The organism is Candidatus Tisiphia endosymbiont of Parasteatoda lunata, from assembly GCF_964030955.1.
In the GTDB taxonomy this organism is placed as follows: domain Bacteria; phylum Pseudomonadota; class Alphaproteobacteria; order Rickettsiales; family Rickettsiaceae; genus Tisiphia.
Map to the genome: position 1 here is coordinate 1,592,569 of NZ_OZ035003.1, position 25,357 is coordinate 1,617,925.

General features: G+C 32.2%; 29 protein-coding genes and 2 pseudogenes. 14 read left to right on the plus strand and 17 right to left on the minus strand.

Features of this window, described 5'->3' with window-relative positions; genetic code table 11:
• Positions 1–41: 41 nt before the first annotated feature.
• Both AAHN00_RS09890 and AAHN00_RS09895 read left to right on the plus strand, forming a co-directional pair.
• Complete coding sequence (locus tag AAHN00_RS09890; protein ID WP_341751576.1) at positions 42–737, plus strand: phosphatidylserine decarboxylase; 696 nt, start codon at positions 42–44, stop codon at positions 735–737.
• Between the two features lie 37 nt (positions 738–774).
• Positions 775–1,539, plus strand: a complete 765-nt coding sequence (locus tag AAHN00_RS09895; protein ID WP_342271166.1) for a phosphatidylcholine/phosphatidylserine synthase — start codon at positions 775–777, stop codon at positions 1,537–1,539.
• Between the two features lie 121 nt (positions 1,540–1,660).
• Here AAHN00_RS09895 and AAHN00_RS09900 read toward each other — a convergent pair whose 3' ends face one another.
• Positions 1,661–1,993 carry a HesB/IscA family protein gene (locus AAHN00_RS09900; protein WP_341751578.1) on the minus strand — a complete coding sequence of 111 codons (333 nt, stop codon included), beginning with the start codon at positions 1,991–1,993 and terminating at the stop codon, positions 1,661–1,663.
• Between the two features lie 247 nt (positions 1,994–2,240).
• On the opposite strand from AAHN00_RS09900, the gene AAHN00_RS09905 reads away from it, so the two are divergent.
• Genes AAHN00_RS09905 through dut form a run of 4 tightly spaced genes read left to right on the plus strand, consistent with a single transcriptional unit; the run spans position 2,241 to position 6,458 of the window.
• Positions 2,241–3,392 carry a deoxyguanosinetriphosphate triphosphohydrolase gene (locus AAHN00_RS09905; protein WP_342271167.1) on the plus strand — a complete coding sequence of 384 codons (1,152 nt, stop codon included), beginning with the start codon at positions 2,241–2,243 and terminating at the stop codon, positions 3,390–3,392.
• Positions 3,393–3,395: 3 nt separating this feature from the next.
• On the plus strand, positions 3,396–5,129 hold the full coding sequence (gene argS / locus AAHN00_RS09910) for an arginine--tRNA ligase (RefSeq protein ID WP_342271168.1): 1,734 nt from the start codon (positions 3,396–3,398) through the stop codon (positions 5,127–5,129).
• A 24-nt stretch (positions 5,130–5,153) separates the two neighbouring features.
• Positions 5,154–5,963 (plus strand): SPOR domain-containing protein, encoded by an 810-nt coding sequence (locus tag AAHN00_RS09915; RefSeq protein ID WP_342271169.1) that lies wholly within the window; start codon positions 5,154–5,156, stop codon positions 5,961–5,963.
• 51 nt (positions 5,964–6,014) lie between these two features.
• Positions 6,015–6,458: a dUTP diphosphatase gene (dut, locus tag AAHN00_RS09920; RefSeq protein WP_342271170.1), complete on the plus strand. Its 444-nt coding sequence runs from the start codon at positions 6,015–6,017 to the stop codon at positions 6,456–6,458.
• 76 nt (positions 6,459–6,534) lie between these two features.
• On the opposite strand, the gene AAHN00_RS09925 is transcribed toward dut, so the two are convergent.
• On the minus strand, positions 6,535–6,813 hold the full coding sequence (locus tag AAHN00_RS09925) for a winged helix-turn-helix domain-containing protein (RefSeq protein WP_342271171.1): 279 nt from the start codon (positions 6,811–6,813) through the stop codon (positions 6,535–6,537).
• A gap of 218 nt (positions 6,814–7,031) precedes the next feature.
• Between AAHN00_RS09925 and AAHN00_RS09930 the strand changes: the two genes are divergently transcribed.
• The 3 genes from AAHN00_RS09930 to AAHN00_RS09940 all read left to right on the plus strand — a co-directional run bounded on the left by AAHN00_RS09930 (position 7,032) and on the right by AAHN00_RS09940 (position 9,948).
• Complete coding sequence (locus tag AAHN00_RS09930; protein ID WP_342271025.1) at positions 7,032–8,012, plus strand: transposase; 981 nt, start codon at positions 7,032–7,034, stop codon at positions 8,010–8,012.
• Between the two features lie 290 nt (positions 8,013–8,302).
• The gene (locus AAHN00_RS09935) at positions 8,303–8,536 is read left to right on the plus strand and encodes a hypothetical protein (RefSeq protein WP_250310741.1); all 234 of its coding nucleotides are present in this window, start codon (positions 8,303–8,305) and stop codon (positions 8,534–8,536) included.
• A 215-nt stretch (positions 8,537–8,751) separates the two neighbouring features.
• Complete coding sequence (locus tag AAHN00_RS09940; protein ID WP_342270935.1) at positions 8,752–9,948, plus strand: IS66 family transposase; 1,197 nt, start codon at positions 8,752–8,754, stop codon at positions 9,946–9,948.
• Here AAHN00_RS09940 and tnpB (AAHN00_RS09945) read toward each other — a convergent pair.
• Together tnpB (AAHN00_RS09945) and tnpB (AAHN00_RS15145) are read right to left on the minus strand one after the other, a co-directional pair.
• A pseudogene (gene tnpB / locus AAHN00_RS09945) lies at positions 9,945–10,148 on the minus strand (IS66 family insertion sequence element accessory protein TnpB); the annotation flags it as partial. The gene AAHN00_RS09940 and the pseudogene tnpB (AAHN00_RS09945) overlap by 4 nt on opposite strands.
• A gap of 214 nt (positions 10,149–10,362) precedes the next feature.
• Complete coding sequence (gene tnpB / locus AAHN00_RS15145) at positions 10,363–10,551, minus strand: IS66 family insertion sequence element accessory protein TnpB (protein WP_342271559.1); 189 nt, start codon at positions 10,549–10,551, stop codon at positions 10,363–10,365.
• A gap of 285 nt (positions 10,552–10,836) precedes the next feature.
• Between tnpB (AAHN00_RS15145) and AAHN00_RS09955 the strand changes: the two genes are divergently transcribed.
• The gene (locus tag AAHN00_RS09955; RefSeq protein WP_342270914.1) at positions 10,837–12,099 is read left to right on the plus strand and encodes an IS256 family transposase; all 1,263 of its coding nucleotides are present in this window, start codon (positions 10,837–10,839) and stop codon (positions 12,097–12,099) included.
• An 11-nt stretch (positions 12,100–12,110) separates the two neighbouring features.
• On the opposite strand, the gene AAHN00_RS09960 is transcribed toward AAHN00_RS09955, so the two are convergent.
• The 6 genes and pseudogenes from AAHN00_RS09960 to AAHN00_RS15150 form a co-directional block, all read right to left on the minus strand.
• Positions 12,111–12,335 carry a hypothetical protein gene (locus tag AAHN00_RS09960; RefSeq protein WP_342271173.1) on the minus strand — a complete coding sequence of 75 codons (225 nt, stop codon included), beginning with the start codon at positions 12,333–12,335 and terminating at the stop codon, positions 12,111–12,113.
• A 103-nt stretch (positions 12,336–12,438) separates the two neighbouring features.
• Positions 12,439–12,609, minus strand: a complete 171-nt coding sequence (locus AAHN00_RS09965; protein WP_342271174.1) for a hypothetical protein — start codon at positions 12,607–12,609, stop codon at positions 12,439–12,441.
• 44 nt (positions 12,610–12,653) lie between these two features.
• Positions 12,654–12,944 carry a hypothetical protein gene (locus AAHN00_RS09970; protein ID WP_342271175.1) on the minus strand — a complete coding sequence of 97 codons (291 nt, stop codon included), beginning with the start codon at positions 12,942–12,944 and terminating at the stop codon, positions 12,654–12,656.
• 107 nt (positions 12,945–13,051) lie between these two features.
• Positions 13,052–13,942: an IS982 family transposase gene (locus tag AAHN00_RS09975; protein WP_342270981.1), complete on the minus strand. Its 891-nt coding sequence runs from the start codon at positions 13,940–13,942 to the stop codon at positions 13,052–13,054.
• A 284-nt stretch (positions 13,943–14,226) separates the two neighbouring features.
• Complete coding sequence (locus tag AAHN00_RS09980; RefSeq protein WP_342271031.1) at positions 14,227–15,549, minus strand: IS5 family transposase; 1,323 nt, start codon at positions 15,547–15,549, stop codon at positions 14,227–14,229.
• A gap of 435 nt (positions 15,550–15,984) precedes the next feature.
• Positions 15,985–16,269: pseudogene (locus tag AAHN00_RS15150) on the minus strand (transposase); the annotation flags it as partial.
• A gap of 127 nt (positions 16,270–16,396) precedes the next feature.
• Here AAHN00_RS15150 and AAHN00_RS09985 point away from each other — a divergent pair.
• A complete protein-coding gene (locus tag AAHN00_RS09985) occupies positions 16,397–16,846 on the plus strand; it encodes a helix-turn-helix domain-containing protein (RefSeq protein ID WP_342271056.1) in 450 nt (149 codons plus the stop codon).
• Entirely contained in the window at positions 16,840–17,400 is a 561-nt protein-coding gene (locus AAHN00_RS09990) for an IS630 family transposase (RefSeq protein ID WP_342270961.1), read from the plus strand. The genes AAHN00_RS09985 and AAHN00_RS09990 overlap by 7 nt, the downstream gene beginning before the upstream one ends.
• Here the strand turns inward: AAHN00_RS09990 and AAHN00_RS09995 are convergent.
• Together AAHN00_RS09995 and AAHN00_RS10000 are read right to left on the minus strand one after the other, a co-directional pair.
• Positions 17,397–17,999, minus strand: a complete 603-nt coding sequence (locus AAHN00_RS09995; protein ID WP_342271176.1) for an IS982 family transposase — start codon at positions 17,997–17,999, stop codon at positions 17,397–17,399. The genes AAHN00_RS09990 and AAHN00_RS09995 overlap by 4 nt on opposite strands.
• A gap of 55 nt (positions 18,000–18,054) precedes the next feature.
• Positions 18,055–18,180: a hypothetical protein gene (locus AAHN00_RS10000; RefSeq protein ID WP_342271177.1), complete on the minus strand. Its 126-nt coding sequence runs from the start codon at positions 18,178–18,180 to the stop codon at positions 18,055–18,057.
• 179 nt (positions 18,181–18,359) lie between these two features.
• On the opposite strand from AAHN00_RS10000, the gene AAHN00_RS10005 reads away from it, so the two are divergent.
• Both AAHN00_RS10005 and AAHN00_RS10010 read left to right on the plus strand, forming a co-directional pair.
• Positions 18,360–19,340: a transposase gene (locus tag AAHN00_RS10005; RefSeq protein WP_342271025.1), complete on the plus strand. Its 981-nt coding sequence runs from the start codon at positions 18,360–18,362 to the stop codon at positions 19,338–19,340.
• A gap of 165 nt (positions 19,341–19,505) precedes the next feature.
• Complete coding sequence (locus AAHN00_RS10010; protein WP_342270905.1) at positions 19,506–20,213, plus strand: IS6 family transposase; 708 nt, start codon at positions 19,506–19,508, stop codon at positions 20,211–20,213.
• On the opposite strand, the gene AAHN00_RS10015 is transcribed toward AAHN00_RS10010, so the two are convergent.
• The 5 genes from AAHN00_RS10015 to AAHN00_RS10035 all read right to left on the minus strand — a co-directional run bounded on the left by AAHN00_RS10015 (position 20,194) and on the right by AAHN00_RS10035 (position 25,335).
• Positions 20,194–20,511, minus strand: a complete 318-nt coding sequence (locus tag AAHN00_RS10015; protein ID WP_342271178.1) for a hypothetical protein — start codon at positions 20,509–20,511, stop codon at positions 20,194–20,196. The genes AAHN00_RS10010 and AAHN00_RS10015 overlap by 20 nt on opposite strands.
• A gap of 215 nt (positions 20,512–20,726) precedes the next feature.
• The gene (locus AAHN00_RS10020) at positions 20,727–20,960 is read right to left on the minus strand and encodes a hypothetical protein (protein ID WP_250310741.1); all 234 of its coding nucleotides are present in this window, start codon (positions 20,958–20,960) and stop codon (positions 20,727–20,729) included.
• Between the two features lie 95 nt (positions 20,961–21,055).
• The gene (locus AAHN00_RS10025; RefSeq protein ID WP_342271179.1) at positions 21,056–21,631 is read right to left on the minus strand and encodes a hypothetical protein; all 576 of its coding nucleotides are present in this window, start codon (positions 21,629–21,631) and stop codon (positions 21,056–21,058) included.
• Between the two features lie 202 nt (positions 21,632–21,833).
• On the minus strand, positions 21,834–22,586 hold the full coding sequence (locus tag AAHN00_RS10030) for an SWIM zinc finger family protein (protein ID WP_342271180.1): 753 nt from the start codon (positions 22,584–22,586) through the stop codon (positions 21,834–21,836).
• Positions 22,579–25,335, minus strand: coding sequence for a DEAD/DEAH box helicase (locus AAHN00_RS10035; RefSeq protein ID WP_342271181.1), 2,757 nt, complete (start codon positions 25,333–25,335; stop codon positions 22,579–22,581). Before AAHN00_RS10035 ends, AAHN00_RS10030 begins: the two co-directional genes overlap by 8 nt.
• Positions 25,336–25,357: the final 22 nt, after the last annotated feature.

A 25,357-nucleotide genomic window follows, 5' to 3' on the forward strand; every position in this document is an offset into this window, starting at 1 on the left:
CTTAAGTAAATGGGATAACGTAACAAAATTAGAGAGTGAGAATGAAGCAATATAGTGATTTTTCGAAGATTATTCATCGTGAAGGCTACATATTTATCGTAAGCTTTGCAGTTGTGACTTTTTTACTTTCTACTGTTCATAATAGTTTTGGATATGTAGGATTAGTTATAACGATTTGGTGTATATATTTTTTTAGGAATCCGGATCGATTTACCCCTATTAGTGACGATCTAGTAGTCAGTCCAGCAGACGGAACAGTGCAAAAAATAACTGAAGCAATTCCTCCGCTAGAACTTGGTCTTGGTAATCAGGAAATGATTAGAGTTAGTATTTTTTTGAATATTTTTAATGTTCATGTAAATCGTATTCCAGCTAATGGAAAGATTTTATCCCTACATTATAATCCAGGAAAATTTTTCAATGCCTCTCTTGATAAGGCAAGTATATATAACGAACGTCAGTCTGTTTTAATGGAAACAAATAGTGGTCATAAAATTGCTTTTGTTCAAATAGCAGGATTAATAGCAAGAAGAATATTATGTGATTTAGAAGAAGATACTGAGGTTAGAGTTGGTGATAGGTATGGTATCATCCGATTTGGTAGTAGAGCTGACGTCTATTTGCCACTTAAAACTGCACTTTGTGTTACTGAGGGTCAGACTTCAGTTGGTGGAGAAACTATTATTGCTGATTTTAGGATCAAGAAAACATCTGAACTTAAGTTTGAAAAAAGGTAATATTCTTACTGCTTTAATATAAGTATATAGGTATAAATTGCTTAAAATACACAAAGTTAAAATAACAAAACCAATTCCGTTTATAAAATTGCTTCCTAATTTTATCACTTTATTGGGTCTTGTGGTTGGTGTTAGTGCTATTAAATTTGGATTAGATGGTAGATGGGAAAAGGCTGTATATTGCACCTTAGTTGCTGCTATAATAGATGGAATTGATGGTAGGATAGCAAGAATGCTAAATGCTACTAGTCCTTTTGGTGCTGAACTAGATTCCTTATGTGATTTTGCTAATTTTGGAGTAGTCCCAGCTTATCTTGTATATTTATGGTCTTTTCAACAATATGAATATCAAGTATTTTCATGGGGTTCTATATTATTGTTTATGGTATGCATGGCCTTAAGGCTTGCAAGGTTTAATACTACTATTTTTCAGGAGATACATAATAAGAAAATAAAATATTTTTTTACTGGCGTGCCTGCACCTTGCGGTGCTTTACTTGCTCTAATGCCAATGATTTTGGATTTTGAAGTAAGTAGCGTTTTAGGTATCAATATCCGTAAACATACTATTATGATAGATTTATATATTGTTGTAATTGCTTTTTTACTTGCCAGCAGCCTACCAACATTTTCAACAAAAAATATTAATATAAAACACGAATATTTATCATTAGCGATGATGGTATTTGCTGTTATCATTATAAGTCTTATTATATATCCATGGTATTTGTTACCATCCATTGCCTTTATATATATGTTATCTATACCAGTGTGCTATTTTATTAGTAGGAAATTCTATTAGATTTGTTGCATAATAACTAGGGACAAGTAAGTTAGTCAAGGAGAAGGACTTACTTTTTACAGTCTATGACTATAACTTTTAATCATTTTGCCAACTCTTCAGGTTAATTGAGTATATACAGTTATACAGAGAATGAATTGCCACACCCACACTTATTTTTTGCAAGGGGGTTTCTAATTTCAAAATAGGAACTACCTAATTCTTCGATAAAATCTATTATACAATCAACCATAAGCTGCTGAGATATTTCATCGATAACTACTTTAATATTATCTTTTTCTATAATACAGTCATCTTTTGTTATGTCATTGCTTGAAACTAGAGCATAATTATAAACAAATCCAGAACAGCCTCCACCATCAACAACTACTCTAAGAACCAAACTTGGATTACTTTCTAATTTTATTAGCTCATCTACTCTTTTAAAAGCATTATCAGTAACTTTTATTGACATGTTCTTATATTATAAAGACTATTAGAATAATCCTAAAAACCTAATTTTGCAAGAGTTTCATTTAAAAACCTTGAAAAGCTTGCTAGGTAATTCTATACTGGTGTTAAACAGGCTTGCTATTATCCACATCTTTAGGATTCGTGGGACATTATCCTAAACTTGTTTTAGGATTACGTCGGTAACTTCAAATGTCGATAGCTTCTGAAAAATGTGGGTAATAGTACTACGGTTAAATAGGAGTTAATATATGCTTGCTTCATATGCAGTAGATCCAGCCAAGAGTAGGGGGAGATTGTTTAATGAATATCCTACATCTTATAGAAATGAATTTGAACGAGATCGGGATCGTATAATTCATTCAAAGGCTTTCAGACGTTTACAATATAAAACCCAGGTTTTTATTAATCATGAAGGGGATCATTATCGAAATCGCCTTACTCATTCGATTGAAGTTTCTACGGTTGCACGTTCTATTGCTAAAACCCTTAATTTATCAAGTGATTTAGCTGAAACTGTAGCTCTTGCTCATGATCTTGGGCATACTCCTTTTGGTCATGCAGGGGAGATCGCACTAAATAAATGTATGGAAGATTATGGTGGATTTTCCCATAATGCTCATTCATTAAAGATTCTTACTAAAGTAGAGAAAAGATATGCGGCTTATAATGGATTAAATTTGACATGGGAAGTGCTAGAAGGAATTGTTAAACATAATGGTCCTTTAATAAATAACATACCTAAATATATAGTAGAGTATGATTTACAACATGATCTTGACTTAGCTCACTATTCCTCAGCTGAAGCTCAAATTGCTTCATTAGCTGATGATATTAGTTATATTTCTCATGATTTGGAAGATAGTGTTGGTGCTAAGATTATTGATTTTAATCATCTAGCAGAAATTAAATTTATTGATCAATATGCTTTTGAAATTAAGTCCAAGTTTAAGGATATAACAACTTCTCGTCTTATTTATGAAATCGTACGTAAATTGATGAGTGATTTAATTACCGATCTATTGCTACAAACAAATGATAACTTACAAAAACAGAAAATAACTACAACAGCTGATATACGACATCTTGATTATCAGATTGTTGATTTTACTGACGAGACAAAAGAACATATAATGGCAATTAGACAATTCTTGTATAATAAAGTATATAAACATAATAAACTGACTTCTATAACTTTAAAGTGTCAAAATATTATACAAGGGTTATTTAGGGTATATATGGATAATATTGATTTATTACCATTTACTTGGAAGGAATTAATTGTACCAGGGGATGTAAAATCCAAAGCTGATATAGTAGCAGATTATATAGCTGGCATGACTGAGCGCTTCGCTATTCAAGAATATCAAGATCTTTATTCCTTCAATTTTAATAATATTTGATTTATGAATATATTTAATAAATTACGTGAAGATATCATTAGTACAGCTAGACAAATATGCGATAATGAAGATGTGTTAAAATTGGCGGCTATAGAAATTCCTAAAGATAATCTCAATGGTGATCTTTCAAGTAATATAGCTATGATTATCGCTGCAAAACAAAATATTAAACCTAAGGAACTAGCTATTAGATTTAAAGAACTATTAACGCCTCTTCCATATATCGCGTCTATAGAAGTTGCTGGTCCAGGATTTATTAACTTTACTATCAAAGCTGATATGTGGCATAACTCTATCAATGATATATTGCTGGATAAGGAGGATTTTTTTAAGATTAATTTTGGTAATAATCAAAAGGTTAATATTGAATATGTATCTGCAAATCCAACTGGTCCTATGCATATTGGTCATGCTAGAGGTGCTGTTTATGGTGATGCTTTAGCCAAAGTTCTAGATAGTACTGGCTATATTGTTACCAAAGAATATTACCTTAATGATGCCGGCTCTCAAGTGGATGACTTAGCTAGTTCAGTTATTTTACGTTATAAACAAGCATTAACAAAAGAAGAGATCGTAATACCAGAAGGGCTTTATCCTGGAGAATATTTGGTAGATATTGGACAAAAGTTGGTGGAAAAATTTGGTGATAAATTATTAACAATGACCGATAGGCAACGTCATGAACTCGTTAAGGATTTTGCAGTAGAAGAAATGTTAGCTATAATTAAGCAGGATTTAAAGGAGCTAGATATTGAACACGAGGTATTCTTCTCGGAAAAGTCACTGCATGATAGTGGTAAGATTGATGAAGTTGTACAAATGCTTACTAAAATGGGACTAATATATGAGGGGCAGTTGTCCCCTCCTAAAGGTAAAATAGATGAATCTTGGGATTCAAGAACTCAGAAATTGTTTAAATCTACGGCTTTTGGTGATAATCAAGATAGACCAATAGAAAAATCTGACGGTAGTTGGTCATATTTTGCCTCTGATTTAGCTTATGCTAAGAATAAAATAGATCGTGGTTTTGATCATCTAGTTTATATTCTAGGTGCAGATCATTGTGGCTACGTAAAAAGAATTGAGGCAATAGTTAAAGCTCTTGGTGGAGAAAAAGTTAAAGTTGATGTTAAGATTTGCCAGTTAGTAAATTTTGTTGAAAACGGTATCACTATAAAAATGTCAAAACGTAGCGGTAATTTTACTAGTGTACGAGATGTAACAAATGAGGTAGGTAAAGATATAATAAGATTTATAATGCTAACCCGTAAAAATGATATTGCTCTTGACTTCGACCTAGTAAAAGTAAAAGAACAATCAAAAGACAATCCTGTATTTTACGTACAATATGCTCATGTTAGGACAATATCTATACTGGAAAAATCTAAAGAATCCATGCCAAAAGCATATGGTAAATTCTTAGAGAATGAGTATGACTTGTCGTTACTTTCCAGCGAAGAGGAAATAGAAATAATTAAACTTCTTGCTTCATGGTCAAAAGTTTTAGAGATTTCGGCAAAATATTTTGAACCCCACAGAGTAGCTTTTTATCTGATTAATTTAGCTTCAAAATTCCATGCTTTATGGAATTTTGGCAAGGAAAATAATGATTATCGGTTTCTAATTGAAGATAATATAGAGTTAACCACCGCTCGCCTTGCTTTAGCAAAATCTATTCAAAAGATTATAAAAGTTGGTTTTGATGTTATAGGGGTAACACCTATGAATAAAATGTAATGAAGTATTGTAATTTATAAGTTGATGACTAACCGCACTTTACTCTTATTAATTATTCTCTCAATAATTAGTGGTATTACATATTTAGTTTATACTAATTACAGCCGAAATAGTGGTCAAGTAGTAATAATTTACCCTGATCCATCACCTACAAAAATTAAACCACAAGATAGTGGTGGGATAGTAATACCAAATGCAAATAATATAATTTATGAGAGTTTACAACAAAAAAAGACCAACAAACCTATAATATTACAACCTGAACCGGAAAAGCCATTAAATATTGCTAAACAAAAACTAGCAGAAAGTGATGAAGAACTTGACTCGATAGACACGATTTTATTTAGTATAGTAGAAACTGATCAAGCTAAGTATGAAAAACACAAACTAAGTAAAGATGAAGAAGGAACAGAAACAATTTTACCTAATATAGTAAGAAATGACTTGGTGCAAAAAGAGAATTTAATAGAGCAAAAATTTGTTCCAATAGTTCAACCATCTAATAATAAAGCTGGTTTAAATGTCATAAAAGTTACTGAATCACATCGCAAAATTGATGAAACACAGTTAAATAAGTCGAATCAAGGTGGTTATAAAATTCAAATAGCCTCAGTAAAATCTGAATCAGAAGCTAATCAAGAAGGAGAAAGAATCAAAAAAAAATATGCAAAAATTCTTAATAATACGGTAGTAAATATTAAGAAGATACAATCTAGTACAGGAAGTTTTTTCTATTTAGTATTAGTAGGTAATTACCAAAGTATAAGCCAAGCTAAAGCGATTTGTAAGAAACTATCTGACAATCAGCAAGGTTGTATAATTACTAACCGTTGATGTATTTTTAAGGCAGTTCCAATCAATATCATACCAAAAAATATTATATTTATGAACATTAAAATTAAGAAATTAGAACATTCTGTAGATATTTTGCCCAGTTATGCTACTGAGCATAGTGCTGGTATGGATCTAGTAGCAGCAAATATTGAACCAATCACTATAAAACCACAAGAAGTAAAGTTAGTACCCACGGGAATTTGTATAGCATTACCTAGTCATTTAGAAGCTCAAATCAGACCAAGATCAGGCTTGGCACTAAAACATGCTGTTACCGTGCTGAATTCACCTGGTACAATTGATGCTGATTATCGTGGTGAGATAAAGGTAATTTTAATTAATCATCATCCTAAAGAAGATTTTGTAATTGAGCGTGGCATGAAAATTGCTCAAATGGTTATTGCTAGATATGAGCAGATATTATGGGATGAGGTTAATTCGTTAGATGAAACCTCTAGAGGTTCTGGTGGATTTGGTTCAACTGGGAAATTCTAAATTAACCTGATTCGATATAAGAATTATTAATTCTTATATCGAATTCAGGTTAAATAGATAATTTTTTACTTTAATTCTAAGAATTTGGCAAATCAAGGCAATATCCTATAGCACGGATCGTTTTTATAAATACCTCAGATTCTTTATTTTTTAGAGATGTTCTTATTCTATTTATATGTACATCAATAGTACGTAGATCAATAGCTGTATCTCTGCCCCACACTTTGTCTACAATATCTTGACGGGCAAATATTACTTTAGGTGCTTTGATAAAAAGTTGTAAAATCTTAAATTCTGTTGGTCCTAAACGAATTATCCTGCCGTTATTAGTTACTTTATAGGTAGTAAGATCCATACTTACTTCCTTATATTTTATAACTTTATCTTGTAGAATTAAATTAGATCGTTGGAGTAATGATCTTATTGAAATCATTAGCTGATCTGAAGTGAATGGTTTAGTAAGAGAAACAACAAAGTTATTAGTATACTTGCAGCAAAACTGCGTAACACTATCAGGAGTTTCGCACTTAGCAAAAAATATGTTAATCTAGCAAGAAAGAGTTTTAGTTAAGCATGGCAAGATCAAAATGTAGCAAAGACTTATATAAATCATTTTTACAAGCAAGTAGCGTAAGATATAGTGGTAAAGCATTATCTGAAGTAAGTCCAATAAACCTATCTCATGATAGTGCAAGTCGATGGTTAAATAGTAAGGATTTCCGCCCTAGCGGGATCTACAGAGAAGTGTCAAAATATATTGATAGGGAAGCTTCTTGTTTATTAGTGGGAGATGACACGTTATTGTCAAAGCAATACAGTAAGAAAATTGAGCTTGTACATTATCAATATTCTGGAGCTGTACATGATGTTATACCTGGTATAGGGATGGTCAACTTACTGCATTACAATGCTAAAACTGATCAATCTACCCCTGTAGATTATAGAATATATGATAAAGAAACTGATGGAAAAACAAAGAATGAGCATTTTTGTGATATGCTTACTTTAGCTAAGGAAAGAGGGATCAATCCTGATGCAGTAGTAATGGATGCGTGGTATAGCGGTTTGGAGAATTTGAAACATATACGTAATTTAGGTTGGACATGGGTTAGTAACCTAAGAAAAAATAGAAAAGTTAATCATAATGTTAGCTTAGAAAGTTTAGAGATTCCTGATGAGGGACTAAAAATTCACCTACGTGGATACGGTTGGGTTACGGTATTTAAGTTTGTGGCAAAAAATGGTCGCATTGATTACATAACAACTAACTTAGAAAATCCAACACGTGAACAAATAGAGAAAATTGTTAAGGCACGGTGGTCTATAGAAGTTTATCATCGAGAATTAAAACAAACTTGTGGTATTGAACGCTGTCAGGCACGCACGGGTCGAGCTCAGAGAAATCATATTTGCCTTGCTGTATTTGCTTGGCTCGATATGAACAAAAGGAGGATAAATGAAAAAATTACTTTATATCAACAAACTTGGGAAGTTATAAAAACATCAATTCAGAACAACATTAGATGCCTTTTAGCTGATTCGCAATTTTGCTAACTGCGAAACTCCTGACTATCTAATTTTTTTGCTAGTATGAATTTATTGTATAAATTTGGGTTTCTACTATGCAAATATCACCGATTAATCAAAACTTACGCTATGTTTTATGATAAGTGGCTTTGTACTGAGATATTATTAAAATTCTTTACTATGAAAAAATGGCTTTCAGCCAAGGTTTTTAGTCATACTTGAGATAACATAGCGTAAGTTTTCTAATAAAAACTAGTTGAAAAAGTACGAATTATATTATAACATTTGAAATATTAATAATAATGATAATTAATCAAATGAAAAAACCAAAAGTAGCGACCTTAAGTGCTGAAGAACGAGAAGAACTAATACAACATGTCAAGGAAAGTTCATTAACGGGAGATGAACAGCAAACGATAGTAGAACTTGTGAAATTTTGTAATGAGCTAATAGACAAGCTAGCATCATCAAATATCAGTATAAATAAGCTTAAGGAAATGCTGATTGGTTTTAAGGCAGATAACAAAAAAAAGATAGTTCAGATTCATTAAAAGAACCGCCAAGTGAATCTGATAACGGGAATGGTGGTAATGAAGAAGAGTGCGATAAGCCCAAAAAGATAGATCGTAGTAATTGGCAAGGTAAATATGGGTTTGATGATTATAAGGATGCGAATACCAGCTATTTAACTCCTGAGAATTTTTGTAGTGGTGATAGCTGTCCTCACTGTTGTAATGGCAAACTATATAATAGTGAAGCTAGAAAATTGCTACAATTTACAGGTAATGCTCCAATTACAGTCAACAGATATGTAAAGAAAACGCTACGTTGTAATGCTTGTGATTATATAGTTATGAACAATAAAAATATCAACAAATGGACAAATAGTAGCAGAAGTGCAATAGTGTTACAAAAGACCTATGGTACTCCTTTCTACCGTTTATCTAGGCTGCAAAGTTTAAGTGGTGTTCCTGTGGCATATAGCTCGCTCTGGCAACAATATTTAGATGTTTGGCAAGAAGGTGGTGGAGCTGAAATTTACGGGGTATTATTGGAAATGGCTGCCGAATGTAGTTCACTGAACCTTGATGATACTAGAGCTAGGATTTTAGAAATTACTATAGCCAATAAGAAATTACGTACTCAAAATAAGAAAGGACGCAGCTGTTATACTACTACAATATGTGCTAAGACTGCAAATAATGAGGTGATAGTTTTATATTTTACCGGTAATAGGCATGGTGGAGAAAATATAGGTAACGTACTAAAGAATCGTAAGAATAGAACAGATTCTATCCAATTAATGACTGACGCAAGTAACAATAATAACCCGGTATTATCAGAAGCAGATCAAGAATTACTGGCAATAATAGTGATGATCAATTGTTTGTCACATGGTCAGAGAAAATTTACAGAGAATGAACTATATTACCCTGAAGAATGCGGATATTTTCTCAAACAAACACGAGGGATTTACCACAATGAACATCAATGTAAAGAGATGAGTCCTGAAGAAAAACTTGGGTATCATCAGGAACATAGCAGTAAATATATAGAAAACATATATAACAAAATAGACGAATTATTTAACGACAAGAAAGTTGAGCCTAATAGTAGGCTTGGACAAGCTATGAAATATTGGATAAATAATAAAGAAGGTTTGACCCAATTTTTAAAAATCCCAGTTAGCAATCTTGATAATAATTGGGCTGAGAGATCACTGCGTACCATTATTTTACAAAGGAAGAATTCATTATTCTTTAAAACAATCAATAGTGCTGAGATACATAGTGGTCTGTATAGTATAGTAAAGACTTGTAGTGAGAACGAGATCAATGCCTTTAAATATTTAAATTGGCTACAAGAGCAGAGTAGCAAAGCAAAGAAGCGTCCTGCGAATTATACGCCTTTTGCCTATGCAAGATATATGAATAATACGGAATTAATCGAGACAGCAGCTTAAACGACAGGAAGCCAATCATTAGAGAATTTGGCAGAACTAGGATCACCATTATGAATAAGAATGTGTAAGGTTCTATAACAAATTTGATAAGATGAATTATCAGATGGGAAAAGTTTTGCGGTAAATTTACCTTTGGATAGGCGTTTAGAGCATAGCCAAAAGCCTTGACCGTCAAAGGACAAAATTTTAATGGCAGTTCTGTTTTTATTATAGAGTTAACCACTCTGCACTGCAAGTGCAGAGCTTAATATTACGGCATGAATGCCTCATGTATGTACTAACTTAAAAGTTAGAAACTATTTGTGTATGGTTCATTTAAAAAGTGTCACAACACAAAAAGAATATATCTGTGAAGTGTAAGATTTTGTTAAAAAAATATCTTATCTTATCTTTTCTTGATAAGATATTTAAAATTTATGTTGAAACGACGCACTGCAAGTGCGGGGTTTTTCTCCCAAAGTGGGACAATAAAAACAAGGAACCATTAAGAGGGTCAGAAGAAAGTTTTTGTCTACAAACAGCGATTAAGCCATCGATACCCTTGCGAAAATCGATGGCAATAGTGGCAACAAAAATAACTGACGCCGGGGTTAGTTGCAGCATAAAAATGTCTGAATTATGGTTTTTGGTTCTAGTGTTTGGATAATAAGTTTGGTACCATTTGGTTTAATAATGTGACAAGTATAGTGATTTTGTTTGGGGGCAGCTACAGGATCGGTATCTATAGAATTTAATAGTTGAAATGGGAGAAAATTAATATTTTGTTGTAGAGCTTGATTTGAAGTTGAGACAGGAGAAGTTGAGTCTGTCCTATAGTTTGTGTAAGTTGCAAAGAAAGCAGTAAGAGATTACTGTAAAAAAAGTAACTTAAGCAAGCAAGGAGGAATTATGGCTAAAAAATTAGATACAGATAAAGATACATTAGACATCAGTAATCAGCTAGTAGAAGAATTATTATCAAAAGCAGATCCATCGGAGTTATTTGGTCGAGATGGTTTATTTCAACAGCTAAAGAAGCAAATAGTTGAGAAAATATTAGCAAGTGAGTTGGATCATGAATTAGGATATTCAAAACATAGCAAGATGCCAAAAGTAGATAATAATCGTCGTAATGGTAGCTATGAGAAGACAGTAATTGATGGGGATGGTCGTAAGCTGACAGTAGAAGTACCAAGAGATCGGGAAGGAGAGTATAATCCTCAATTAATACCAAAAGGGCTGAGGAGATTTAATGGATTTGATGAGAAAGTGATATCCCTTTATGGTCGCGGTATGACAGTCAGCGAGATCCGAGGGCATTTAGAAGAAATATATCAAACTGATGTATCTGGTGACTTGATATCCACCATAACAGATGGGGTGATAGAAGAAGTAACTAGGTGGCAAAATCGTTGTTTAGATAGGGTGTATCCAATATTATACTTGGACTGTATCTATGTAAAATCTAGAGACAATCACATAGTAATAAATAAAGCAGTATATTTAGCACTTGCTGTAAATATAGAAGGGAAAAAGGAGTTACTTGGCATTTGGATAGGCAAAAATGAAGGTGCTAAATTTTGGATGCAAGTAGTTACTGAGTTAAAGAATCGAGGAATTGAACAAATTTATGTTGCTTGTGTGGATGGTTTAAAGGGCTTTCCAGAAGCTATAAGCAGTGTATTCCCGAGTACTATAGTACAATTATGTATTGTACATATGGTTCGCAATTCAGTAAAGTATGTGTCATATAAAGATTTAAAAGAGGTCACATCAGATCTAAAACAAATTTATACAGCTAATAATGACGAAATGGCACGTTTAAAACTTCAGCAATTTGGTGTAAAATGGGATAAAAAATATCCGGTAATTTCTGATATTTGGCAACGTAATTGGTCTGGGATAATACCGTTTTTTGCCTTTCCTGAAGAGATCAGAAAGGTAATTTATACTACTAACACTATAGAATCTGTAAATCGTCAAATTAGAAAAATTATCAAAAATAAGGGGGTGTTTCCAGATGATAAGTCAATTCAAAAAATAATATTTTTATCCCTACAAAATGCAGCCAAAAAATGGACCATGCCTATTAAAGATTGGTCTTTAGCTTTAAATCAATTTGAAATACTTTGTGGAGATTTTAAATATGATTTATTGGAAAATAAAAAATGAACTTACACAAATTAAATGATTGACTCGAGAAGTTTTGAGGGTAGGCTCATGGGCTTTTTTAATTGAACTGATTGTTGCTTTATTGTCCCACTTTGGGAGAAAAACCCCGCACTTGCAGTGCGTCGTTTCAACATAAATTTTAAATATCTTATCAAGAAAAGATAAGAATGAATCATACAGATATTTTTTAACAAAATCTTACACTTCACAGATATATTCTTTTTGTGTTGTGACACTTTCTAAATGAGCCATATACAAATAGTTTCTAACTTTTAAGTTAGTACATACATTAGACATTCATGCCGTAATATTAAGCTCTGCACTTGCAGTGCAGAGTGGTTAACTAATATTAAGATGTTTAGCTATCTCTTGGTAAGAATAATGATGGAGTAATTGGTAAACTAATTCCTTTAGATGGTTTGGTATAGGATCAAACTTATTAGTTTTAGTTTGACGCCAGGCTTTAAATTGCTGAGCTACTTGCTCAATAGTAATTGATGGTATTTGCATAGTATGAAACCCAAATGTATAAAAAATTCATACTAGCAAAAACATTAGATAAAGTTATGCAGTTTTGCTGCAGGTATACAGTTATTATCTTCCAAAGTATAATTAGACGGTGATTCTCCGGAATGTAGCAAAAAAATTATTGGTACTTTCTCTAAACCATTAATTTCTCTTAGTTTAGTTGCTATTTCTGTAGCAACTTTATCTTGTACCATCGAATCAACAATAATTATGTCAGGGTGATTTGCAATAGAGGAAGCTATAGCTTTTTCTATTGTATTAGCCTTAACAAGATTAAACCATGCTCTCTCTATGACATTAGATAGTCCGTCCGCCAAAAATATTTAAAGCCCCCCATAATCTATGATTGAATAAAATTTTTACAAAAAAAATTCTAATATTTGCACTAAAATTAAAAATTGTTTTCAATTTTATTAAAAAAACCTCAGTTTGATGTAAGAGGAAGGTTGAGATTGTTTAATTTTCCAAAAGCTACAGAAATTTTATTAGGCTTAAAAACATAGGCAAGCAGTCCAGCTAATACGTTAGTTTGAAAATTCATAACAGATCTGTGCCTTGTATGGTCTATATGACAAAGGTTTTTTAGTTGATCGTTAATGGTTTCAATAATATACCTTTTATTTAAAAACCGCTTTTTAATAGGATCTATTATTTTTTCTTTCATATTACTTTTAATTTTTGTTATTAGTTCTAAACCTTGATTAGCAAGGGATTGAGTGAGTTTTTTACTGATATACCCACGATCACCAAAAAGCCAGCCTTGTAATTTATCTACTAAATTTTCCACCACTGCTCTATCATCAACATTTCCTGGAGTTAAAGAAAAACTCATAATCTCTCCGCAACTGTTAATGACAATATGTAGCTTACAACCAAAGAACCACCCAGTGGAAGTCTTACCTCTTTTTGCTATGTCTTTGAATACTTTATGTCTATTAATTCTTAAATTATGGCAAGCAGGAAGTTTAGTAGAGTCGATATAATATTGACCAGTTTGTTTTCCTGATAGGCTTTTTAGCAGTAACACCATGGGCATGAAGCTCATTGGCATTAACTGAATAAAACGACTATAGCTCACAAGTTTTGGAAATTCCTTTCTATAACTTTGACATAGGCAGCATAAATAAAAATCTTTAAAGGTACGGTAGTGACTCAAGTGAAACATTACTATAATAGTAATAATCTCTGAGAGTCCTATACTGCAAACTACTTTACGCTTACGGTTAGGATTTGGTAATATATATTTATTTTGCTCCGTATCAAAATGCTTGCAAAAATCATCAATTAAGCAGAAAATCTCCGTAAGAGGGATCATAATATATTCTCCAATTTTGTTGTTATTATTCGAGAACTTTATAATCCCTCCCTTCTTACTTTTCAAATATTCTTTCTCCTAACACACTAGTTTAAAAGAAGGTTTTATTTTTACCATAGCTCACCACCAACAGTTTGTTTATGTTATTACATAATGCTTAGCATTTTGTTTGGTGCTTACGTCAAACTCAGGTTAAAAAATTTCTGTTTTAGTAAAATTTTTACATGAGCTTATTGTTAACGATTTTTTTTAATCGTTTAGCAAGTTTTTTAATGATAATTTTTTTATGTAGAGTTAGGCATGATGTGTAAATGATTGGCAATACATCGTAAATTCAAACCTATAGCAGAGATTATTGGATTGATCACATCTCCTATCACACCCTTCAAGAAGTTTCTGCCCATCCTGCCATATTGTTTCAAATGCCCTATTATTGGTTCTATAGCACTGCGTCTCCTGATCATACACTTGTCTTCTTTCAATAACTTTTTCCGAGTTTTTGGGGTATATACCTTACTCTTCTCTTTAACATTGCTGCCAGTATAACCAAGATCAACAAACGATTTTTTTATCTTTATTCCAGTTACATTTTCTACCGCTTCAAAACTCTGCTGCAATGTATGACCATCATAAGGATTATTATGAAACGATTTTGCTGACAGTACAAAATTTCTACGACCACTGACTACTACCGCAACTTTATTGCCAAACTCATATGGCTTGTTTCGTTTTCCCTTCCCTATACACTCTACCTCAGGGGCATGAAAACTATACAATATTTTATTCTGTTCTTTGTATTGCTTTTTCTCTTCTCTTTTTAAAACAGATTGGCTATGTATTTGTTTTACTTTTTTCAATACTTCTTGATCTCTGATAGATAAGTTTAATTTCTGATTTTTTATCTCACGCTCACATATTCTAACCAAACGACCAAGTAACGTTTTTAAATGCTTCATTATTTTCCAACGCTTCTTGGCTTTGCTATGCTCTTTATACTTCCAGAGCTTTATTATATCTCGCTTATAGGTTCTAGCGTAGGTTTCGTTTAAACTTATACCCAAACTTTGGCAAAGCTTCACAATACTAAGCCTAGCTTTATCCATTAAATAAACATCATGTGGGTGCTTGATATTCTTAATTTGTACCGTTGTATCAGCAATTATCAATTCCAAATCTTTTTTTTTAATTGTGTTAGTTCTTATTCCAACTCTTATCAACTCTGCTAATATCTCGTTATATCCAGATTCACCTAATAAATTACGAAATCTTCTTATGCTAGTTTCCGACATCGCTATATCTGTTTCTATATATTCCCACCCACAGAAATATTGCCAATACATGTTTTCTTTTAGTTCTTCCTCTGCTAATGAATCTGAAAAATTATACATTGCTTGTAGCATCGTTACACCAAGCATCACTCTATGACATTTTCTATTTCTACCAAATCTCTTAATAGAAACATTTTTTGATAACCATTCTTCTAGACCAGACCAATTTATTAATTCTCTTAATTTATATAGCTTATTATTTGAGTTTAATTCTTCTTTTAATTTATAACCAAAAAGTTTTCCTTGTTTTTGTGATTTGATAATATTTTCTATTGGCATATTGACTGAAATCCATAAGGTTTATTAGCATATTTTAACATTTTCTTATGGATTTCTTTATTATTTTCTGCCATTAAACCCTATTATCTATAAGACTTATAGAGTTTTGCCGGACAGACTAGATAAAGAAACGTTAATGCTTTTAGTTGATTCTATAATAAGAACTCTAGGTGGTAATTTATCAAACATTTTAAATAGTCTCCCCGTCAAAAGTGCTAAAAATTAAGAAAAATTCAAAATTTAATACCTTAGCCAAAAATTCTTGTATAAAATTTGAGAGTTTAATTTTTTTGATTTAAATTTTTGGTACAAAAAGATGATTTTTAGAGAATTTTTGCATGATGATTTATTGTCCCACTTTGGGAGAAAAACCCCGCACTTGCAGTGCGTCGTTTCAACATAAATTTTAAATATCTTATCAACCCCAGTTGCCAATTAATTTGGTATATCAAAAAGTTCTATAGGCAGCAAAGTTTTGATAGAAGGTTTGTTTTCTAGCAACTGATAATTGATTAGGCAGGATAGCATATGACTAAATGCATTTGTAACTGATCTATGTCTAGAATGCTCCAATTTATCAAGAAATTTAAGTTTGCCTATTACGGTTTCTATCAGAGTTCTTTTGAGCAACATAACCTTATCTGTAATAGGGAGTAATATATTTTTCATATTCTTTTTAACCCGAGTAATAAGTTGGATGCCTTTGTCATGCAAATCATCAAATAATTCTTTATACCAATTGCAATAATTAACGCAGTGTTATAAAATGGTTTTTTAACTGATAAAAGGTAATCAAATAGCTAGGTTAATATTACCGCAAGGTTTTGAAGGTCATGATTTTATAAAAATGATGAAACATGAGCCGCATGGTCGAAATCGTATACGTTTATTGGCGATGTATCACCTTCAATTAGGCAAATCTTTTAAAGCCATATCTGAAATAGTGAAGTCACACTGGAAAACTGTGCAATCATGGCTCAGAAGATTTAGGAATCATGGTTTTGAAGGATTATTTGAATCACAAAGAAGCGGTGCCCCTAGGAAGATTAACACTATACAAGAGTCTGCTCTTTTTGATAAAATCAATACGCTCAGTGAAAGTAAAACTGGTGGGTATATAACTGGAAAGGAGTTACATATCATGTTACTTGAGGAATATGGTGCTAAATGTGCTTTAAAAACAGTCTACAATACTATGCACCGCCTTGGTTTTAGCTGGATTACTTCTCGTTCAATGCATCCAAAGTCAAATCAAGAGACTCAAAATACATATAAAAAAACTTTCCAGATATGTTAACAGAATTATTACCAAAAAATATCGATAGATGTAAAGTTGATATATGGTCTCAAGATGAAACTCGAGTTGGGCAACAAGGTAGCTTAACTCGTATATGGGCTAAGCGTGGCACTAGACCCCGTAAAGTTCGGCAACAGCAATTCATTTCAACATATATTTATGGAGCTGCTTGCCATGATACAGGAGAAGCTTTTGCATTAATTTTACCATATGCAAACACACAGGCAATGAATAAATTCTTAGAAGACCTTTCTCGCAGTATTCAAGGCAACCGACATATAGCTTTACTAACGGATAATGCAGGTTGGCACACAGCCAAAAAACTAACTGTGCCAAGCAATATCACTTTGATACCGCTTCCGCCCTATGCACCGGAACTTAATGCAATGGAACAAGTTTGGGAATGGATCAAGAATCATTACTTGTCTAACCAATGTTATGGTGTATATGAAGATATCGTCACTATGGCTTGTTACGCTTGGAATCAACTTGCTCATAATGTAGATTTAGTAAAATCAATTATGTATAGAGACTGGATAAATACACCGTGTTAATTATTGCAATTGGTATTAGATATATAACCGCGATCGCCAAAAACTTTGCCATATATACCAGATATCATTCCTTTAAGCCCTTTCCTATCATCCTTATTACCACTGCTGAAAGATACCTTTATCAGATTACCTTCGGTATCTATGATTAAATGTAACTTTAGTCCATAAAACCACCCCTTAGTGGTTTTTCCTCTTGCCGCTATTCCTTTAAAAACCTTATGTGAACTTATACGATAATTCTTACATACGGCTATACCTGTAGCATCTACAAAAGACAGACCTGTGCATTCAGCAAGCAAATGATTCAGTAATATTGCTAAATAAGGCATACTTCTACCTATCAATTTAGTAAAATGTTCATAGCTAACAAGTTTAAAATCTTCTGTATAATTATGTAAGATTACTTGTTTGTAATAATGCTTAAAACAATCACAATATGAATCATAGTAACCAATTAATATGGTTACTACTTCGCTTATTGATAAATAATTACTTACACCAGGTTTAAATTTACTACTATTAATTGTAGGCAAATTATTTTCCAAATTCTTTATAAAATCGTCGACAAAACAGTAAATTGCGGTAAAATCTTTTTTCATAGGTTATTTTGTTATTGGTTGAAAAAGATAAAATAACCTATGTCCCTTTTAAAATCTACCTTTCATCTCTCCTATTTAATTGGCAACTGGGGTTTATCAAGAAAAGATAAGAATGAATCATACAGATATTTTTTAACAAAATCTTACACTTCACAGATATATTCTTTTTGTGTTGTGACACTTTCTAAATGAGCCATACACAAATAGTTTCTAACTTTTAAGTTAGTACATACATTAGGCATTCATGCCGTAATATTAAGCTCTGCACTTGCAGTGCAGAGTGGTTAACTAATATAAGCCCAGGAGTTTCGCACTTAGCAAAAAATATGTTAATCTAGCAAGAAAGAGTTTTAGTTAAGCATGGCAAGATCAAAATGTAGCAAAGACTTATATAAATCATTTTTACAAGCAAGTAGCGTAAGATATAGTGGTAAAGCATTATCTGAAGTAAGTCCAATAAACCTATCTCATGATAGTGCAAGTCGATGGTTAAATAGTAAGGATTTCCGCCCTAGCGGGATCTACAGAGAAGTGTCAAAATATATTGATAGGGAAGCTTCTTGTTTATTAGTGGGAGATGACACGTTATTGTCAAAGCAATACAGTAAGAAAATTGAGCTTGTACATTATCAATATTCTGGAGCTGTACATGATGTTATACCTGGTATAGGGATGGTCAACTTACTGCATTACAATGCTAAAACTGATCAATCTACCCCTGTAGATTATAGAATATATGATAAAGAAACTGATGGAAAAACAAAGAATGAGCATTTTTGTGATATGCTTACTTTAGCTAAGGAAAGAGGGATCAATCCTGATGCAGTAGTAATGGATGCGTGGTATAGCGGTTTGGAGAATTTGAAACATATACGTAATTTAGGTTGGACATGGGTTAGTAACCTAAGAAAAAATAGAAAAGTTAATCATAATGTTAGCTTAGAAAGTTTAGAGATTCCTGATGAGGGACTAAAAATTCACCTACGTGGATACGGTTGGGTTACGGTATTTAAGTTTGTGGCAAAAAATGGTCGCATTGATTACATAACAACTAACTTAGAAAATCCAACACGTGAACAAATAGAGAAAATTGTTAAGGCACGGTGGTCTATAGAAGTTTATCATCGAGAATTAAAACAAACTTGTGGTATTGAACGCTGTCAGGCACGCACGGGTCGAGCTCAGAGAAATCATATTTGCCTTGCCGTATTTGCTTGGCTCGATATGAACAAAAGGAGGATAAATGAAAAAATTACTTTATATCAACAAACTTGGGAAGTTATAAAAACATCAATTCAGAACAACATTAGATGCCTTTTAGCTGATTCGCAATTTTGCTAACTGCGAAACTCCTGAAGCCTACTAATTTAATTATTTATTTACAATCCATGTAAAACGGTTATATTTTTGCAATCAAAAGGTATTAGTGATTTATTAATTAGGTTCTGTCGCATATGTTGGACAATAGAAAAAAGATTGATATAATGATCTAAAAAAGATGTTAAGATGTTTCGTATTACTGCAAGATTATTATCATATTTCAAAGGATTTTGTTCTTCACCAGAAATAATAATGTTATTTGTCTATATGAAATGCCGATTTTCTTTAAGTTATCGAGATTTGGAAGAAATGATGAGTATAAGGGGAGCAAAAATTGATCACTCTACATTACAAAGATGGGTTATAAAATTTGTACCATTGATAGATCAGGTGGTTAGAAAAAGAAAGAAGCCAGTTGGTAGTAGTTGGAGAATGGATGAGACTTATATTAAATTAAACGGTAAATGGGTTTATTTATATAGAGCACTAGATAGTCTTGGTAATACTGTAGACTTTCTGCTACGTAAGCATAGAGACAAGCCTGCAGCACTTGCATTTTTTCGTAAAGCCTTTAGAGAGAATAATTTTCCTGAGAAAGTAGTAATTGATAAAAGCGGTAGTAATACGGCTGCTCTTAATGATTTGAATACAGAAGTTCCTAAAGATTATAAAATTAAGGTTATTCAGACCAAATACCTGAATAATCTTGTAGAACAAGATCATAGGTTTATCAAAAAACGTACAAAGCCAATGCTTGGTTTTAAGAGTTTTCATTCTGCAGAAATGACTATTACCGGTATAGAAAATATTCGTATGATGCAAAAAAGACAAATAATTGGAGCTAATGATAATCTTTCTACTTTTGAGAATTTTGCTATGTTAATGGCATCATAATGTCCAAAACCTTAGTTTTAACAATCTTGATGTAGTATGATTTATAGATGCGACAAAACCAATATTGTTGCCAGAGCGAGCTATATGCCACAGGAACACCACTTAAACTTTGCAGCCTAGATAAACGGTAGAAAGGAGTACCATAGGTCTTTTGTAACACTATTGCACTTCTGCTACTATTTGTCCATTTGTTGATATTTTTATTGTTCATAACTATATAATCACAAGCATTACAACGTAGCGTTTTCTTTACATATCTGTTGACTGTAATTGGAGCATTACCTGTAAATTGTAGCAATTTTCTAGCTTCACTATTATATAGTTTGCCATTACAACAGTGAGGACAGCTATCACCACTACAAAAATTCTCAGGAGTTAAATAGCTGGTATTCGCATCCTTATAATCATCAAACCCATATTTACCTTGCCAATTACTACGATCTATCTTTTTGGGCTTATCGCACTCTTCTTCATTACCACCATTCCCGTTATCAGATTCACTTGGCGGTTCTTTTAATGAATCTGAACTATCTTTTTTTTGTTATCTGCCTTAAAACCAATCAGCATTTCCTTAAGCTTATTTATACTGATATTTGATGATGCTAGCTTGTCTATTAGCTCATTACAAAATTTCACAAGTTCTACTATCGTTTGCTGTTCATCTCCCGTTAATGAACTTTCCTTGACATGTTGTATTAGTTCTTCTCGTTCTTCAGCACTTAAGGTCGCTACTTTTGGTTTTTTCATTTGATTAATTATCATTATTATTAATATTTCAAATGTTATAATATAATTGGTACTTTTTCAACTAGTTTTTATTACAAAACTTACGCTATGTTATCTCAAGTATGACTAAAAACCTTGGCTGAAAGCCATTTTTTCATAGTAAAGAATTTTAATAATATCTCAGTACAAAGCCACTTATCATAAAACATAGCGTAAGTTTTGATTAATCGGTGATATTTGCATAGTAGAAACCCAAATTTATACAATAAATTCATACTAGCAAAAAAATTAGATAGTGTTACGCAGTTTTGCTGCAAGTATACATTGCTATAACGCCTTTTATTGTGACAAGCTTTAATCGTTGTAGAGTCAATAAAATAAATACCTGTTTCCTCACCAAACAACAAATGAATCAACATATTTAGCGGTATGAATAATCGTGCCATTAATTCAACAAATCTATTATAACTCAAGGCTTTAGGGAAATCATCCTTATGCATGCACTCTATATAACTTTTATAGAAAAATTTAAAATTCTTAGCATAGGATGTATGAAACATAATTATTATTGTTAACATTTCACTTAAACTCATGCTACAACAGCGATTTCTCTGCTTATTTGATGGTAATAACTTTCTCTGTTCATACTCCAAATAAATTTTACAAAAATCATCTATTTGGACTTTGTCCAAAGTCCAAATCTATAAAACTATATAATTCTGTGATATCTTTTTTCATGCCTGTAGTTTGTTTTTTTGTTTAAAAATATAAATACTGCAGGCACTCCTTTTTGACAATCCTTTTATCTATTACTATTTCATCTATATCTTATCCCGAACTGACGTATTATAGATTTTTGGTACACTCAGAATGATATTGTTCATTTTCAATCACTCATGGTTTTATCTGTTTGTGCCAAGAGCGTTTAATATTATGATAAATATTGTGCATACTATCTAAAAATGATTTTCTTTTATGCCAAAATGGTGGATTTATCCCAGCTTTTTTAATAAGTACAGTAGGTATTTTTACCACTAAACTTGTTTTTATCTTTTTATGAGGATTACCCCAAAAATTTCTAAGCTCAATTGCACCTATTTCTTTAGTAGGGATTAGGGTAGTATTTACAACGCTTGATGAACTAACATACTTTTTTATTTTTTCAGATAATAATTTTCTTTCTATTCCCCTAAGTTCAAATAGTAACAAAGGATTGTAATCAATTTCTTCTGCAATCTTTAAATATAATCCTGCTATATGCTTACAAGGATTCTCCCAATCAGGACATGAACAAGAAGTTTCTATCTCTTTACTATTCTGTGGTAAAATTGTAGAGATAGTAGAAGGTAATTCTCGTGTTACTAGTTTAGCAAGCAATAATGGATCACTTTCAATATTGCTAATTATAGACGCTGCGTTGGACAATTTAGAGAAAGTAATTTGGCTGTTGTAATAGGGAACTTTATACACTCCAAAATATGGGTTTATATTACCCATCATGGTAGCTGAGACGGTGTTTTGTTCTTGTCGATAATTAGATAATCTATTTGGAGTACGGTAGGCACTTCCACGCTGCAATCTTCCCTCTTCTATAAAAGACTTTAAAACTTCTAGAAATTTCTCTCCCCACCACGTTTTATTATTCACCTGATAGAGCCTCCTGTCGTAATTTTATTAAATCCATGAAAGTTTGAGTATTTATACCTTTAAGCCATGATGAATCATCACTTAGCACAGATTCTGACAAAGTGACTTTATCTGTAATAATTTGATCTATTGTCTCTTCTAAAGTACCTTGAGTAATAAATTTGTGTACTAAAACCTTTTTCTGTTGTCCAATACGAAAAGCCCTATCTGTTGCTTGATTTTCAACGGCGGGATTCCACCACCTGTCAAAGTGTATTACTTGACTTGCTTTTGTTAATGTAATGCCGACGCCCCCTGCTTTTAATGAAAGAATAAATATTGCTGGAGGTGTGTTATCATTTTGAAACTCTTCAATCATACTATCTCTTACAGTTCTACTAGTAGAACCATGTAATAGATAAGTATTATACTTTAAAGCAAAAAATTTATTTATAGCTTCACAAATTTCCTTATATTGAGAGAAAACCAAAATACTTTCTTTATTTTCTATACCCTCATCAATTATTGATTCTAATCTTTGTAGCTTTAACGATCTGTTTGCTGTAAATTCACTATTATCTTGCAAATATTGCATAGGATGATTACAAATTTGCTTTAATCTAGTTAAACTAGATAGCATGTCCGCACTCGACAATTCTCCGCTTTTAATTTTATCGCTGATCTTATTAACTACGGCTTGATATAATGAGGCTTGTTCTTTAGTAAGTTGGCAATAAACTTTTTGCTCAATTTTATCTGGTAATTCTGATATAATAGACTTATCAGTTTTAAGTCTACGCAATATAAACGGCTCTATAAGCCTCTTTAACTGGGATCTATTTTCATTTTCTCCATGGAATTTTTTCTTAAATATTTTTAAATCTCCTAGATAATCCTTATTTAGAAAGTTAAATATTGACCAAAGATCAACTACACTATTTTCTATAGGTGTACCGGTTAATGCAATATAGTGTTTAGCTTTTAAACCAAATAAAGATTTGCTTTGTTGGGCTTTTGGATTTTTTATGTTTTGTGCCTCATCAAGGATAATTCTATGCCACGTAGCGTCAGTAAATACTTTATAATCTTTACGGATCATAGTGAACGTTGTTAACACTACATCGCAGTGAGTAAAATCACGATCTTTGTTTTTAGCATGATAGGTTTTTATAGAGAGATGGGGAGCAAACCTTTTAAATTCTCTTTCCCAATTGCCCATGACCGAAGTAGGAACAACCAAGAGATTATTCCCTGTATTATTTGTTGCCGCAATGTGTGCAATAATTTGAATAGTTTTACCAAGACCCATATCATCTGCTAAACACGGATTCAACCCCATTTGCTCCATATACTGCATCCAAGAAAAACCTTGTGTTTGATAAGGTCTTAGTATTCCATAGAATGCACTTGGAGTATCTAGTATTTTAAAGCTTTGTTTGCTATAAAGAGACATAAGGAATTGATTGGTACTGTAATCAAATTCAATATCAGGATGAGAGGCTTTGTTAAGTAGTTGAAAAATATTCATATCCTCTACTTGATTATTTGCCCAAAAATCAAGTATGCGATCCATATGTTCTAAATCAAGCTGTACCCATTCTCCTCTAAATTGCACCAACTCTTCCTTATTGGCAATTAATTGTCTCCATTCTTCAAAAGTAATGTCTTGCCCGTTTAAAGATAATGAGTATTCAAACGATAAAATACCGTCAAGGGTGAAATAACTATTTTCATTTTGTGATGCAGTGCAATTATTTTTACGTTTAAGCTTCAATTTAGCTGTATTGTATCCTTTTGGTGTATACCAAGAAGGTATAATTACGCTAAAGCCGGATTGTTGTAATGTCCAAGCAGTCTCCTTGAGAAAGAGCCTAGCTTCTTCTTGCGTTAATTCAAACGGTATAATTTTATCTTTACTAAATGCCTGTTCTAGGTCAGGATAAATGCGCATTGCCAAACCTAAATCATTTAAGCAATCATGCCATTGATTATTAATAAGTTCATACTTTGACTGTTCGTCATCATCTTTTTTGAGCAGAGTAAGATTCCATTTAGAATCTTTATTTTCAGGGGCTTCAAGTTTGATGCAGATATTATGTTTAGTTTTATCTAGAGCTGATTTCCAAATTAACCAATGTTTTGTATCAGCATGAGAAAACTTCTTTTGTTTTGAATTAAAAAAACTCTCTAAAAAAGTTCCTGTGATAATTTTAGTTTGTTCCGTAGACAAGTATGTTTGCTTAGCAATATTTGTAACAGTATGATCAAAAAAATGTTGTAACAATTCGGATTTATCATAACAATTATTATTAATATAACAACATACCTCCGGCATCTGTTTAGCTAATTGCCTCACATCAGGATGATATGTAGTCCAGATTGGTTCATCGTTCTGATCAATGCTGGGTATATATAATTCATACTCTAGGATTTCAGAGATTATATCGGTTAGTTGCTGCCAATACATGAAATCTTGTGCCAAGCGTAAAGTATCTGAAGGTAATATATTTTTAATTTCCGAAACATTAACATAGAGACAATTGACTTGATGATATTGCCAACCTATCTTATCCGGAATTTCTAAGTTGTATTCTCTTTCTATTAAAGGTGAGGCAACTGGCATTGTATCGTATGTAGGAAGTAAAATATCAACTCTTCCTCGTTTACCGAAAGCTAGCTGCTTATCCGGAGTGTATATTTTGTTCTTTGTTTCGAGCCAAAGACATATTTGATTTTCGGCAGGATGCCATATTCCGTGTAATACTTCCATAATATTAAGACTTACTGTACAT